The 13,732-nt window shown below is 72.0% G+C and carries 12 protein-coding genes; 5 read left to right on the forward strand and 7 right to left on the reverse strand.

Going from position 1 to position 13,732, the window contains the following annotated elements; genetic code table 11:
• Window positions 1-45: 45 nt before the first annotated feature.
• Complete coding sequence (locus tag F5972_RS32735; protein ID WP_150939322.1) at window positions 46-1,083, forward strand: radical SAM protein; 1,038 nt, start codon at window positions 46-48, stop codon at window positions 1,081-1,083.
• 30 nt (window positions 1,084-1,113) lie between these two features.
• On the opposite strand, the gene F5972_RS32740 is transcribed toward F5972_RS32735, so the two are convergent.
• The 6 genes from F5972_RS32740 to F5972_RS32760 form a co-directional block, all read right to left on the reverse strand.
• Window positions 1,114-2,457 (reverse strand): formimidoylglutamate deiminase, encoded by a 1,344-nt coding sequence (locus F5972_RS32740; RefSeq protein WP_150939324.1) that lies wholly within the window; start codon window positions 2,455-2,457, stop codon window positions 1,114-1,116.
• Between the two features lie 64 nt (window positions 2,458-2,521).
• Window positions 2,522-3,208: an SDR family oxidoreductase gene (locus tag F5972_RS32745; RefSeq protein WP_150939326.1), complete on the reverse strand. Its 687-nt coding sequence runs from the start codon at window positions 3,206-3,208 to the stop codon at window positions 2,522-2,524.
• 340 nt (window positions 3,209-3,548) lie between these two features.
• Entirely contained in the window at window positions 3,549-5,342 is a 1,794-nt protein-coding gene (locus tag F5972_RS32750; protein WP_225312100.1) for an ABC transporter ATP-binding protein, read from the reverse strand.
• A gap of 143 nt (window positions 5,343-5,485) precedes the next feature.
• Window positions 5,486-5,647, reverse strand: a complete 162-nt coding sequence (locus F5972_RS37620; protein WP_191910431.1) for a hypothetical protein — start codon at window positions 5,645-5,647, stop codon at window positions 5,486-5,488.
• Between the two features lie 191 nt (window positions 5,648-5,838).
• On the reverse strand, window positions 5,839-6,720 hold the full coding sequence (locus tag F5972_RS32755; protein ID WP_225312101.1) for a hypothetical protein: 882 nt from the start codon (window positions 6,718-6,720) through the stop codon (window positions 5,839-5,841).
• Between the two features lie 60 nt (window positions 6,721-6,780).
• Window positions 6,781-7,524: a FadR/GntR family transcriptional regulator gene (locus F5972_RS32760; protein WP_225312102.1), complete on the reverse strand. Its 744-nt coding sequence runs from the start codon at window positions 7,522-7,524 to the stop codon at window positions 6,781-6,783.
• Between the two features lie 234 nt (window positions 7,525-7,758).
• Here F5972_RS32760 and F5972_RS32765 point away from each other — a divergent pair, with 234 nt between their 5' ends.
• The 4 genes from F5972_RS32765 to F5972_RS32780 are packed head-to-tail and all read left to right on the forward strand — an operon-like array spanning window position 7,759 to window position 11,950.
• The gene (locus F5972_RS32765) at window positions 7,759-9,096 is read left to right on the forward strand and encodes a glutamine synthetase family protein (RefSeq protein WP_191910437.1); all 1,338 of its coding nucleotides are present in this window, start codon (window positions 7,759-7,761) and stop codon (window positions 9,094-9,096) included.
• Window positions 9,063-10,448, forward strand: coding sequence for an aldehyde dehydrogenase family protein (locus F5972_RS32770; RefSeq protein WP_449843641.1), 1,386 nt, complete (start codon window positions 9,063-9,065; stop codon window positions 10,446-10,448). Before F5972_RS32765 ends, F5972_RS32770 begins: the two co-directional genes overlap by 34 nt.
• Window positions 10,449-10,452: 4 nt before the next feature.
• Window positions 10,453-11,217 (forward strand): 3-oxoacyl-ACP reductase, encoded by a 765-nt coding sequence (locus tag F5972_RS32775; protein ID WP_150939330.1) that lies wholly within the window; start codon window positions 10,453-10,455, stop codon window positions 11,215-11,217.
• A 37-nt stretch (window positions 11,218-11,254) separates the two neighbouring features.
• Window positions 11,255-11,950, forward strand: a complete 696-nt coding sequence (locus F5972_RS32780) for a gamma-glutamyl-gamma-aminobutyrate hydrolase family protein (protein WP_150939333.1) — start codon at window positions 11,255-11,257, stop codon at window positions 11,948-11,950.
• A gap of 283 nt (window positions 11,951-12,233) precedes the next feature.
• Here the strand turns inward: F5972_RS32780 and F5972_RS32785 are convergent, their stop codons facing one another.
• Window positions 12,234-12,752, reverse strand: coding sequence for a hypothetical protein (locus F5972_RS32785; protein ID WP_150939334.1), 519 nt, complete (start codon window positions 12,750-12,752; stop codon window positions 12,234-12,236).
• Between the last annotated feature and the right edge of the window lie 980 nt (window positions 12,753-13,732).

A 13,732-nucleotide genomic window follows, 5' to 3' on the forward strand; every position in this document is an offset into this window, starting at 1 on the left:
GAGTGATCTTCGCGCCCCCTCAGGACAGCACGGAAGGACCTGCACATGCGACACCCCGGACCTACCGACATCATCTGGGACATCACGTACGCGTGCCCCCTGCGCTGCACCCACTGCTATTCGGAGTCGGGCCGGCGGCCCGCGCGGCAGCTGGGCCACGAGGACATGCTCAGGGTGGCCGACGCGATCGTCTCCCTGGGCCCGCGGGCGGTCGAGTTCGCGGGTGGCGAGCCCCTGCTCGTCAGGGGCGTTCACGAGGTGGCCGAGCGCATCTCCCGGGCCGGTGTCGAGGTCAATCTCTACACCAGCGGGTGGACGGTGACACCGGCGGCGGCCGAGGAGGCGGCCCGGGTGTTCACGAGGATCACGGTGAGCGTCGACGGAGCCGACGCCGCCACCCACGACCGGATCAGGGGCAGGGCCGGCTCCTTCGACCGCGCGATGAACGCGCTGGCCCTCCTCGACGACGTCTCGCGCCGCCGGACGGCCCGCGGCGACGCCCCCGTGATGTTCGGAGTCGACTGCGCGGTGATGCGCGGCAACTTCGACCAGATGGGCGACCTCTGCACGACCGTCACCTCCCGGTTCGGGCGGATCCGGTTCCTCACGTTCGGGGCCGCGGTGCCGTCGGGGCTGGCCAGCAGGCCCGGCTTCGGCGACCTGGAGCTCCTCACCGGCGAGCAGGTCCGGACGCTCACCAGCCCCGAGCACCACGACACGCTGCGGGCCCGGGTTCCCTCCTCGGTCGTGGTGAACACCAACGACAACGCGATGCTGCTGATGCGGCCCGAACTCGTGGAGCGCTACGGATTCCCCCTGCTGCAGATCGAGCCCGACGGTGAGGTGCGCGCCATGCCCATCTACGAGGGCACCGTCGGCAGCCTGCTGAGCGAGGATCCGGCGGTGCTGTGGGAACGCGCGGTCGCGCGGTGGAGCGACCCCTTCGTCGTCGAGACCCTTTCCGCGGTGCGCACCTGGGCGGACTGGGCGGAGGCGACCCGCCGCATCGACTACCGCTTCGGATCCGACGCGGTCAGGCGGCGCATCGACCGGCGGCCCGACTACGAGGCCACGCCGGTCTGACGTCCGCCGCCCGCCGGCCGTACCGCCGGGTCAGGGGATCAGCGGGGCGAGCGCCTCGCGGAGCAGCGCGCCCGCGTCGCCGAGGACGTGCCGCCCGTCCGTCACGACGCGCCGCCCGCCGGACACCACCGAGTGCACGTCGGCGGCCGTCGCCGCGAAGACCACCGAGGCGACCGCCGACGCCCGCGTCGCCCCCGCCGTGCGGACCGAGTCGAGCCGTACGGAGACGAGGTCGGCCCACGCGCCGGGCACCAGGCACCCCGCGTCGGGGAAGCCCAGGGACGCCTGCCCGGCGGCGGTGGCGGCGTGCAGGAGGTCGGCGGCCGGCCAGTGGCCGCGCTCCCCCGTGACCAGCCGCTCGTCCAGCTCGACCGCCCGGGCCTCCTCGAACAGGTCGATGACGGCCTGGCTGTCGCTGCCCAGCGTGACGGGCGAGCCGGCGTCCAGGAGCCGGCGGGCGGGGCCGACGCCGTCGGCGAGGTCCCGCTCGGTGGTGGGGCACATGCACACGTGGCTGGTCGACCCGCCCAGCAGCGCCACGTCCACGTCGGACAGGTGCGTGGCGTGCACCGCGGTGGAGCGCGGCCCGAGCGCGCCGTGGTCGTGCAGCACCTGCACCGGCGTCGCGGCGTACGCCTCCACGCACGCCTCGTTCTCGGCCCGCTGCTCGGACACGTGGGCGTGCAGCGGGCCGGTGTGCCGGTGGGCGAAGTCGACGACGACGTGCATCTGCTCGGGGGGCACCGCGCGCACGGAGTGGATGGCCGCGCCGATCTCCACATCCCGCGCGCCCTCGTGGGCCCGCGCCAGCGCGTCGGCCCTGGCCGCCCAGCGCTCGGCGTCCCCGTCGCCGAACCGCACCTGGGGGCCGGCGAGGGCGTCGCCGATGCCGCCGGTCAGGTAACAGGTGTCCAGCAGGGCGATGCGCAGCCCGGCCCGCCTGGCCGCCTCGACCAGCGCCTCGCCCATCGCGTTCGGGTCCGCGTACGGCGTGCCCCCGGGGCCGTGATGCAGGTAGTGGAACTCGGCCACTGCGGTGATCCCGGCGAGCGCCATCTCCGCGTACGTCGCGGTGGCCAGCGCGAGGTAGCGGTCCGGGTCGAGCGCCTCGGCGACCGCGTACATCCGCTCCCGCCAGCTCCAGAAGTCGCCCCGGCCCGTCTGGGTGTGGCCGCGCAGCGCGCGGTGGAAGGCGTGCGAGTGGCAGTTGGCCAGGCCGGGCAGGGTCAGCCCGGCCAGCCGCTCGGCTCCCGGCGGAGGCGGCACGCCCGGCCGGACGTCCCCGATGCGGGAGCCCTCGATCGCCACCGCCACGCTCTCCACGACCTCGCCGGGCGGCAGCCACGCCATCTCGCACCAGTAAGTCACGTGCACCGGTCCTCCAGGTGGGCGGCATGACGGGTGGCGTGGCGGGCGCCACGGCCGGTCCGGCGGGCCGTCAGCGGGTGGGCCCCGCCGCCGGCCGCACGGTGATCTCGGTGACGTGCGCGTCCGGGGTCGCCGTCACTGCGGCCAGTACGGCGCGCGCCACCGACTCCGCCTCCAGATACCTTCCCGGCTCGTACGGCTCACCCTCCTGCTCGCGCACGTCCCTTTGCATGTCCGTGCCCACCCGCCCGGGGAAGATCGAGGTGACCCGTACGCCGTTCGGCTGCTCCTCCTCGCGCAGCACGTCGCCGTAGGCGCGGAGGGCGAACTTGCTGGCGGCGTAGGAGCCCCAGTTGGGGTTGGCCCGCTGCCCCGCGCCGGAGTTGATCAGCACGACGTGCCCCCGGGCCGCCCGGAGGGCGGGCAGCAGCAACCGGGTCAGCTCGGCGACCGCGACGACGTTGACCTCCAGCGTCCGGCGCCACACCTCGGCCGGGGTGTCGGCGAGGTGGCCGAGCCTGGCGATCCCCGCGCTGTGCACCAGCAGGTCGAGCCGTTCGATCCCCTCCACCTCGGCGGGGGTCAGGTCGGTGAGCTCCACCGCCCAGGGCCGGGACCCGGGCAGCTCGTGGCACAACGCGTCGAGCGCCGTGCCGTCCCGGCCGCCGAGCAGCAGGTCGTGCGTGGGGGCGAGGGCGCGGGCGATCGCCGCGCCGATACCGCGCGAAGCGCCGGTGATCAAAGCCGTGGGTCGCATGAAGCACTACCTTAGGTCGCCACGTCAGTCGCCGCCGTCCCGCCCCGCGCGGGGGCCGGCGTCTGTGCGGACGGCGCTGGAACGCGGCGGGGCGCCCCGGCCCACTGACCGGAGCGCCCCGCCTCCGGCCCGGCCACCGGGCGCGCCCGCACGCGCGTAGCCCCCGGCGTCCGGGTCGGTGGTGAAGGAGAGGTAACGCACCTCCTGCCTTCCCGGCTCCCGGTCGAAAGAAGCTGTGGTCAGGTGTAAGGGCTGCTCACGGTTCCCCATCACCCGCCCGCATGCCTGCCCGACTCGACCGCCCGCCTCGCCTGCCCTCGCGGGCCCGCCGGTCGTCCGGTCAGGTCGCGACGAGGAACTGCGTGGCGGCGAGCTCCCGGTAGAGCGCGTCGGCCGCGACGAGCTCGTCGTGGGTGCCCCAGGCCCGCACGCGCCCGGCCTCCATCACCACGATCCGGTCGGCCCCGGTCACGGTGGACAGGCGGTGCGCGATCACCAGGACCGTCGTCTCCCGCGCAACCTCCGCCACGACCTCCCGCAGGCGCAGCTCGTTGACGGCGTCGAGCTGGGACGTCGCCTCGTCGAGCAGCAGCAGCCTCGGCCGGCGCAGCAGCGCCCTGGCGATGGCCACCCGCTGCCGCTCCCCTCCCGACAGCAGGACCCCGCGGTGCCCGACCGGCGTCTCCAGCCCCTCAGGCAGCCGCTCGACCAGGTCGTCGAGGCGGGTGCGGGCCAGGGCGCGGGCGATCTCCTCATCGGTCGCCTCCGGCGCGCCGAAGACCAGGTTCTCCCGCAGCGTCCCGGCGAGCACGGGGGCGTCCTGCTCGACGTACCCGAGCATGGACCGCAGCTCGCCGAGCGGCCAGTCGCGGATGTCGCGCCCGCCGATCGCGATGGTGCCCTCGTCCGCCTCGTAGAACCGCTCGATCAGGCCGAACACCGTCGACTTGCCCGCGCCGGAAGGGCCGACCAGCGCGGTCATGCCACCCGCGGGCACCTCGAAGGTCACGCCGTGGTGCACGACCGGCCGGTCCTCGTCGTACCGGAAGACGACGTCCGTGAACGTCACCCCGACGGGGTCGCCGCCCGCCGCCCGGGTGGGCGCGGGCGCGGCGACCGGTTCCGCGGGCAGCAGGGCGATCTCCTGGATGCGGGTGACCGCGGCGAGGCCGTTCTGCATCTGGGTGAGGCTCTGGATGATCTGCCCGATCGGGGAGACCAGGTAGAACAGGTACATCAGGAACGCGATCAGGGCGGAGATCTCCATCTCCCCCGACGCGACCCGCGCGCCGCCCACTCCCAGCACCGCGAGGAACGCGAGCTGGATCGACGTCCACGCGCCGACCCCGGCCAGCGACGTCCATCCGGCGGCGGCCACCCCGCGGTCGCGCGCCTCGGCGGCCGCGGCGGTCACCACCGCGGTCTCGCGGATCTCCGCGCCGCTGGCCTTGACCGTACGGAACGCCTGAAGCGCCCGGTCGAGCATCGAGCCCATCTCGCCCAGGGCCTCCTGGGCCCGCAGCGAGGCCCGCCGGATACGCGGGGCGATCACCACGCCCATGACCGCGACCAGGGCGACGACGGCCAGGGTGACCCCGAGCAGCAGGCCGTCCATGATCGCCATCATCACGGCCGCGCCGAGGAACGTGAACGCGCCTCCGACCAGCGACGCCAGCGCGTCCGTGCAGACGGCCCGCAGCAGGGTCGTGTCGGAGCCGACGCGCGACAGCAGGTCGCCGGGGCTGAGCCGGTCCACCTCGGGGACCCTGAGCCGCAGGATGCGGTCCACCAGCGTCCGGCGCGAGTCGAGCACGATGGTCTCGCCCATGCGTTCGAGCAGGAAGCGCCCCGCCGCCGCGACCAGCGCGCCGGCCATGACCGCGGCCGAGAGGCCGAGCACCGGCCCGGTCATCGTGCCGCCCGCGCCGAACGCGTCGATCACCTGCTTGGCCATCAGCGGCATCGCGAGCCCGGCGAGGCTGCCGGCGAGGCTGAGCAGGCCGCCCAGCAGGAGCGTCCGCCGGTGAGGACGGACCTGGTCGAGCAGCACCCGCCAGGCGGCCCGGTCCCCCAGGGACGCCTTGCGCTGCCGGGCGGGTGAACCGTCGCCGGGGTCGTCGCCGTCCGTCGCCACCGCAACCCCCTCCGCGAGAGCCCACCCTGCGATCTTCTGTGGACCCTAACGCAACGGAAAGGCCGGTGCGCGCGGGGATTTCGCACCTCCGGGCGACGGCCTCGACCGGCCGATGACCTTGTGCGACAGCGGCGGGCGACCCCTCAGCCTCGTACGCCGTACAGCAGCCGGATGTCCCTGATGGTGTCCATGATCTCGTACCACGTGAGGCACAGGGAGGCCTCGGCCTCCTCGGTGCGCGCCTCGGCCGCCATCAGGCGGTCGCCGGTGAGGAAGGCCGCCTCCTGTTTGAGTTGCGCCGCCATTTTCCGGAACACGAATCGCCCGCGAGACTCCATGCCGACCCTCCCGCCCCCCGACAGCATTTACCTAGGCTGAAATACCCACATAATCCGACGAAATTCTTTTCGCCCGATCAGCGGACCCCGTGGTTCACGCCTGTTCCCCGCATTTCCGGCGCTCCGCCCGGTCAGCGCACCGGTTGCCCGCCGAAGACTCAGCGGGCGCGGGGGCGTCCCGACCGCCAGTGCCGCCCGGCCCGCTCGGCGCCCCGCTCCGCGCCCCGCCGGGGACGCGGAGTCATCGCCCGCCGCCGGTGACGCCGTACGGGCGACACGGGCGACACGGGCGCGGGCAGGTCGTGACGGCCGGAGACGAACTCCTGCACGGCGATCTTCACCCGGATGACCGGCCTGCGCCAGCGCTCCTCGCGATGGACCGCCTTGGCCATGAGGCGGGGCCGGGGCCGCCGCGCCCGCTCCGAGTAGAACCAGCGGGCCCACGGCGAGCCGGGGCGGGCCACCCGCACCGCTCCCACGTACAGCGACGGCGGCACGAACAGTCCCAGCAGGCCGCTCCAGATCTTCCCCTTGAGCAGGGTGATCACGGCGAAGACGAGGTTGACCACGAGGAAGGCGGGGGCGGTCCAGTCGCCGGCGGCGGTGCCGCCGTCCCAGCCGAGCGGGTGCAGCCCGAACAGGAGCAGTCCGGTGGCCGCGATCGCCACGAAGACCGCGTCGACCGAGGTGCGGCCCTCCTCCTGCCAGTAGACGTCGCGCAGGTGCAGGATCAGCGCGAACTCGTCGAGCACGAGGGCCGCGCCCACGCCGAAGACGGCCGAACTGAACGAGTACCACCCCTGGGAGACGCCCGACAGGACCAGCCCGGCCACCCCGCCGAGCAGGGTGAGCACCACCCCGAAGACGACGTGGTGGATGTGCATCTCGCCGACGCTGACGTTGCCGAACCACCGCGTCCTGGCCCTGATCAGCCGCACGTTCACCCGCGTGCAGAGGAACGCCGTGATCAGCGCCACGAAGAAGCAGAACAACGGCAGGCGGTGCGCGTCGACGACGCGTTCGCGAAACCAGTCGGCCATACGGATATCAGTCCCCTGCTCTCCGATGCTACGGCTCGCCTCGGAGTGGTCAGGCAACGGTCATGCGAGGAAGCCGCGCAGCAGCGCGGCCGTCCCCTCCAGGTGCTCGGCCACCGCCCGGCCCGCCGCCTCGGGGTCGCCGTCCAGGATCGCGGCGGCGATGGCGGCGTGCTGCACCGCCGCGTGCTCGATGTTGGGACCCAGCACCGGGATCGCGTTGAGCAGGTCGGTGACCCGCAGCCGGGCGTCCGCGCACGCGGCGGCCAGCAGCGGTGAGCCGGTCAGCTCCGCGATGGCGAGGTGGAAGGCGATGTCCCTGCGGCGGTAGTCGGCCGGGGCGGCGTCGTTCACCTCGGCCAGCCGGGCCTTCAGCGTCTCCCGCCGACCCGGGGTCAGCTCGGTCGTCGCGAGGACCCGGGCCGCCCCGCACTCCACGGCCATCCGGAACGTCAGGGCGTCTTCGAGCTCGTCCTCACCCATCCGGGTGAGCGCTCTGCGCAGGTCGCCCTTGCGGGGGCTCGGCGGGCGGTAGACGACGAACGCGCCGCCGTACCTGCCCCGCCGTACGTCGAGGTAGCCGGCTTCCTGCAGGGCGCGGATCGCCTCGCGCAGGGTGACCCGGCTGATGCCGAGCCGGGCCGCGAGCTCCCGCTCGGGCGGCAGCTTCTCCCCGTGCGCGACGACTCCCAGCTTGACGGCCTGGAGCAGGCGCTCGACCGTCTCCTCGAACGCGTTGCCCGCCCGCACCGGCCGCAGCAGCGACATGGGCGCGGGAGCGGGCGCCCGCGCCGGGGTGCTGTCCATGCCTCGCCGTCCCTCCGCCCCTTCGCACCCTGAGCACCGTGTGCCGGCACGTCCCGCCACACCCCCGTACGCCCCGCGTGACCAGCGGCGGGGCCGCCGGGTCCGTCGCGCGGCGGCGCCCCGCTACGCGATGGAGGTTGGTCCCGGCTGTTGTTGACGACGAGGGGAGCAGGGTGCTTGCATGCCTTCAATGGTCTGATTCTAGACAATTGGACGGGAGGCGTCGTGCTCGGCGTGGAACGACTTCGCGACGATGTCGAGGCGGGCCGGGTCGACACGGTCCTGCTCGCCGTCACCGACATGCAGGGACGGCTGCAGGGCAAGCGGCTGTCGGCGCGGTACTTCCTGGAGGAGGTGCTGGACCACGCCGCGGAGGGCTGCAACTACCTGCTCGCCGTGGACGTCGACATGAACACCGTGGACGGCTACGCCATGTCGTCCTGGGAGCGCGGTTACGGCGACTTCGTGATGCGGCCCGACCTGTCGACGCTGCGCCGGGTGCCCTGGCACGAGGGCACCGTGCTGCTGCTGGCCGACCTGGTGTGGGAGGACGGCTCTGACGTCGTGGCCTCTCCCCGGCAGATCCTGCGCCGCCAGCTCGCCCGGCTCGCCGAGCGCGGCTGGACCGCCCAGGTCGGCACCGAGCTGGAGTTCGTCGTCTACGACGACAGCTACGAGCAGGCGTGGCAGCGGGGCTACCGCGATCTCACCCCGGCCAACCTCTACAACGTCGACTACTCGCTGCTCGGCACCTCGCGCATCGAGCCGCTGCTGCGGAAGATCAGGCTCGGCATGGAGGGCGCCGGGCTGTACGTCGAGTCCGCCAAGGGCGAGTGCAACCTGGGCCAGCACGAGATCGCCTTCCGTTACACCGACGCGCTGACCACCTGCGACAACCACGTCTTCTACAAGAACGGCGCCAAGGAGATCGCCGCCCAGGAGGGCAGGTCGATCACCTTCATGGCCAAGCCGAACCAGCGCGAGGGCAACTCCTGCCACATCCACCTCTCGCTGCGGGACGCCGACGGCGGGCCGGTCATGGCGGGCGACGGGCCGTACGGGCTGTCGGAGACCGGGCGGCGGTTCGTGGCCGGTCAGCTCGCGGGGTTGCGCGAGCTGACGCTCTCCTACGCCCCCAACATCAACTCCTACAAGCGGTTCGTGCCCGGCAGCTTCGCCCCCACGGCCGTGAAGTGGGGGGTGGACAACCGCACCTGCTCGATGCGGCTGGTCGGCCACGGGTCCTCGTTGCGGGTGGAGAACCGGGTGCCGGGCGGCGACGTGAACCCGTACCTCGCGGTCGCGGCGATGATCGCGGCCGGGTTGCGCGGCGTGGACGCGGAGCTCGATCTGGAGGAGCCGTTCGGCGGGAACGCCTACGACTCCCCGGCCGAGCGGGTGCCGGCCACGCTGCGCGACGCCCTGGCCCTGTGGGAGGGATCGAGCATCGCCGAGGAGGCGTTCGGCAAGGACGTGGTCGACCACTACGCCAACAACGCGAGGGTCGAACTGGCCGCCTTCGACGCGGCGGTCACCGATTGGGAGCTCTATCGGGGGTTCGAACGGCTGTGAAGATAATCAATCCGGCGACCGAGGAAGTGATCGCCGAGGTGGAGATGGCGGACGCCGCCGAGGTGGACCGCGCCGTCGAGCGGGCCGTACGGGCCTTCCCCGCCTGGCGGGCGGTCGCGCCGGGCGACCGGGCCCGGCTGCTGCGCCGCTTCGCGCGGCTCGTGGAGGAGCACGCGGAGGAACTGGCGCGCCTGGAGATCACCGGCGCCGGGCACACCGTGGGCAACGCGCGCTGGGAGGCGGGCAACGTCCGCGACGTGCTCGACTTCTACGCGGGCGCGCCCGAACGCGACCACGGCAGGCAGATCCCGGTGGCGGGCGGGGTGGACGTCACCTTCGCCGAGCCGCTGGGCGTGGTCGGGATCATCGTGCCGTGGAACTTCCCGATGGTCATCATGACCTGGGGGGTCGCCCCGGCCCTGGCCGCCGGCAACACCGTGATCGTGAAGCCCGCCGAGTGGACGCCGCTGACCGCGCTGCGACTGGCCGAGCTCGCCCTGGAGGCCGGGCTGCCGGAAGGAGTGCTCCAGGTCGTCCCCGGCGAGGGGGAGGTCGCTGGAGCCCGCCTCGTCGAGCACCCGGACGTACGGAAGATCGTGTTCACCGGCTCGACCGAGGTCGGGAAGCTGATCGCCGCGAAGGCCGCCGAGCAGGTCAAGCGGGTCACGCTGGAGCTGGGCGGCAAGAGCGCCAACATCGTCTTCGCCGACTCCGACCTGGAAAAGGCGGCCGCCTCGGCCCCGATGGCGGTCTTCGACAACTCCGGCCAGGACTGCTGCGCCCGCTCGCGCATCCTGGTGGAGCGTTCCGTCCACGACGACTTCCTCGCGCGGCTCATCGAGGCCGTACGCGACGTGAAGGTCGGGGACCCGAACGACCCGGCGTCGCAGATGGGCCCGCTGATCAGCGCCGAGCACCGGGAGCGGGTCGCCTCGTTCGTCGCCGAGGCGGACGTGTACGCGCGGGGGTCGTGCCCGGGCGGGCCGGGCTACTGGTTCCCGCCCACGGTGCTCGCCGGGTCGTCCTCGGAGTCCTTCCGGAGGGCGTTCACCGAGGAGATCTTCGGGCCGGTCGTCGCCGTCGTGCCGTTCGAGGACGAGGCCGACGCGGTGCGGATCGCCAACGACACGGCGTACGGCCTGTCGGGGTCGATCTGGACCCGCGACGTCGGCCGGGCGCTGCGCGTGGCACGGGCCGTCGAGGCGGGCAACCTGTCGGTCAACTCGCACTCCAGCGTCCGCTACTGGACCCCCTTCGGCGGCTTCAAGCAGTCGGGCCTGGGCCGTGAACTCGGCCCCGACGCCCTGTCCGCCTTCACCGAGACCAAGAACGTCTTCATCTCCACGGAGTAGATCAATGCAGCGTTTGCAGGACCGCGTCGCCGTCATCACCGGAGCGGGCAGCGGCATCGGGCTGGCCACCGCCCGCCGGTTCGCCGAGGAGGGCGCGAAGGTCGTGGTCGCCGACCTCGACGAGACCGCCGGGGCAAAGGCCGCCGACGAGGTGGGCGGCCTGTTCCTCCGGGTGGACGTGGCGAACGAGGACGACGTGGCCCGGATGTACCGGACCGCGTCCGAGGAGTTCGGCAGCGTGGACATCGCGTTCAACAACGCGGGCATCTCCCCGCCCGACGACGACTCGATCCTGGAGACCGGGATCGACGCGTGGCGCCGGGTGCAGGAGGTCAACCTCACCAGCGTGTACCTGTGCTGCAAGCACGTGATCCCGTACATGCGGCGGCAGGGCAAGGGGTCGATCATCAACACCGCGTCGTTCGTCGCGGTGATGGGCTCGGCCACCTCGCAGATCTCCTACACCGCGTCCAAGGGCGGGGTGCTCGCGATGAGCCGGGAACTGGGCGTCCAGTTCGCCCGCGAGGGCATCCGGGTCAACGCGCTGTGCCCCGGGCCGGTGGACACCCCGCTGCTGCGGGAACTGTTCGCCAAGGACCCCGAGCGCGCCCAGCGCCGCCTGGTCCACGTGCCGATCGGCCGCTTCGCCCGGGCCGAGGAGATCGCCGCGGCGGTCGCGTTCCTCGCCTCCGACGACGCGTCGTTCATCACCGCCTCGGAGTTCCTGGTCGACGGCGGCATCTCCGGCGCGTACGTCACCCCGCTGTAGGCGGAAGCGTTCTGTCAGACGAGGGGGGAGGCAGGGCATGTCCCGTCCGGTCATCGGCGTGACCTGCTATGTGGAGCCGGCGCGGTTCACCGTGTGGGACATGCCGGCGGCGCTGCTGCCGTACATGTACGTCGACCACGTCGTGCGGGCGGGCGGGCAGCCGGTCATCCTGCCGCCCGCCGGGGAGCCCGCCGCGCTGGCCGGCCGTCTCGACGGACTGATCATCGCGGGCGGGGGCGACATCGACCCCGCGCGGTACGGGGCCGCCCCCGCCGAGCAGACCGGCTACATTCGGAAATTTCGGGATGACGCCGAGTTCGGGCTGATGAGCGCCGCGCTGGCGGCCGGGCTGCCGTTCCTGGGCATCTGCCGTGGCCTGCAGGTGCTCAACGTGGCGCTCGGCGGCACCCTCCACCAGCACCTTCCCGCGGTCGTGGACCACACCGGCCACTCCCCCGCCCCCGGAGTCTTCGGCCGTCTCCCCGTACGGCTGTCGCCGTCGCTGGCCAAGGTCTACGGAGACGAGGAGCTGGCCCCGGCGCACTACCACCACCAGGCGATCGACCGCCTGGCCGAGGGCCTGGAGGTCACCGCCCGCTCTTACGACGGCACCATCGAGGCCGTCGAGGTCACCGGGGCGGCGTTCGCCCTCGCCGTCCAGTGGCACCCCGAGGCCGACGAGGACGGCCCCCTCTTCCGCGCCTTGGTCGAGGCCGCCGGAACTCGCTCCTGATCCACGCGTAGCGGTCAGTCCGTCATCCAGAGGTACCAACAGCAGAAGCCAGCCGAGCATGATCGGCTCACGAAGCATCCACCTGACGCCGGGGGCGGCCGCCGCCGTCATGGTCACCGTCGACAACAGCGTGGTCGCGACCGGCACCGCGATCCATACCGCCCGGGCAGTCCGCGGAACCGTCCGCATCGAATCCCCTCCCGAAACGGCACCGCGACTGAGAGCCGGCATGGCAGTCATCCGGGAAGACCATCTCGCCTGTACGGAAACCGAGGCGGGGCTCTCAGCGCCTGCGGCTGCCTTCTGTTTTGCCTATTCGTGCGACCTCATGAGGTCCGGAACCGCACATCCACACACCGACACCGTTTCGCATGTCCGGCTTCAAACCGAGTCGATGACCAGAACATAATGGCCAGACCCGCCAAAACTCATCGATGTAGTCTGCTTGAATGCCCGCCGCGATCTCTACCAAAGTGTCCTGAAACCCGATGCCGAACACTTCCCACCCGTGCACGACCACTCCCCCCCGAGCGGGTTCACCCATCGAGACGGTGGGAGCGATATGCCAGTCGACGGCATGAGGAAAGTCCGAAAGCACCAGCCGAAGAGCACGTCCGGCATGAGCGAACCGCAGGGCGAGCAGGCGCCTTCGAAGGTCATCCCCGAAGAGCAGGCCGTCTTCGGCGTAGATTCTCCGCAGCTCTGCGACGGCTTCCTTACCGAGGCGATCCACCTCGGCATCGAACGCCTCGTCCTCGCACAGAAGCGAGATCCACTGGGCAAATTCCTCACCAGAAGTCAAGAGCACTCCACCCCCGAAGAAACCGCCGGGTCACCGCTCCTCTGAACGGCCCGCCTTTCTCGCGCGTACCAGACCGAACACGATAACGGCAAGAGCGGCCACCAATCCGCACGACGCCGAGGTCCACAGATCTTCCTCGCTGACTCCGTCCCCGGACAGGTCCAGCAGCACGGCACCGAATGCGCCACCCCCGAACCACAGGACACCAAGTCCTATCCTGAGCCACATTCCTTGTCCTTTGAGGACACGCGCACTGCGCCTTCGACTACACCGTGATTTCTTCTCCGACGCGACTGAAAACTGTAGACGGCGGAGACTATATAGCCGATCAGCGCCGCCACGACCGCGGTTACGCGCCTGCCGACGGCCGCACCGAAAAGGCACTTAACGGCATTCCTGATTGACCCAGTATCCGACCCCAGTGCCGACTGCGGCAGCCGCCGCATGACACGGAGAACGACGAGAAGGGTCGCCCCGGCCTCGCGGGACGGGATCGACTTGCAGGAATCGGCCGGTGGCGGGGGTGTAGAGGCGGACTCCCATGAGGACGATGATCGGCCCTTCCGGCGGCGTCGGTGCCGTCGTAGGTGTAGGCGCCCTGGCCGTCGTTCACCGAGGCCCCCGGCCCACCGGGTCGAACGTCGCGACGGCGATGCTGCCGTCCGCGTCGGTGACCGAGTACGCCCGGCCCAGGGCGTCGTACGAAGTCGTGACCGAGACCCCGCCCACGGTGACCCAGTCTGCAGACCGGTGGCGTTGTCGTAGGCGTAGGTACGGTCCGGGTAGTGCCGTACTTCCGGCGCCGGTCTCGGGGATGCTCGTCGTGGCCGTACGGCCCGCCTCGTCGACCTGTGCGGGTCGCCGGCCCCGACGTCGCGACGCTCTGGGCGGTCTGCCCCCACTAGAGACGACGGTCTTCTGGCTGGCCGGCTGGAAGAGGTTCCACCCGGAGGGGGTCGTCGAAGGCGATCGGCGCGTAG

The organism is Microbispora cellulosiformans, from assembly GCF_008728085.1.
Taxonomy (GTDB): Bacteria; Actinomycetota; Actinomycetes; order Streptosporangiales; family Streptosporangiaceae; genus Microbispora; species Microbispora amethystogenes.

Coding starts and splice junctions, on each gene's coding strand:
- F5972_RS32735 (WP_150939322.1), top strand. CDS start 46: ATGCGACACCCCGGACCTACCGACATCATCTGGGACATCACGTACGCG.
- F5972_RS32745 (WP_150939326.1), bottom strand. CDS start 3,208: ATGCGACCCACGGCTTTGATCACCGGCGCTTCGCGCGGTATCGGCGCG.
- F5972_RS37620 (WP_191910431.1), bottom strand. CDS start 5,647: ATGGCGGCGCAACTCAAACAGGAGGCGGCCTTCCTCACCGGCGACCGC.
- F5972_RS32755 (WP_225312101.1), bottom strand. CDS start 6,720: ATGGCCGACTGGTTTCGCGAACGCGTCGTCGACGCGCACCGCCTGCCG.
- F5972_RS32760 (WP_225312102.1), bottom strand. CDS start 7,524: ATGGACAGCACCCCGGCGCGGGCGCCCGCTCCCGCGCCCATGTCGCTG.
- F5972_RS32775 (WP_150939330.1), top strand. CDS start 10,453: ATGCAGCGTTTGCAGGACCGCGTCGCCGTCATCACCGGAGCGGGCAGC.
- F5972_RS32780 (WP_150939333.1), top strand. CDS start 11,255: ATGTCCCGTCCGGTCATCGGCGTGACCTGCTATGTGGAGCCGGCGCGG.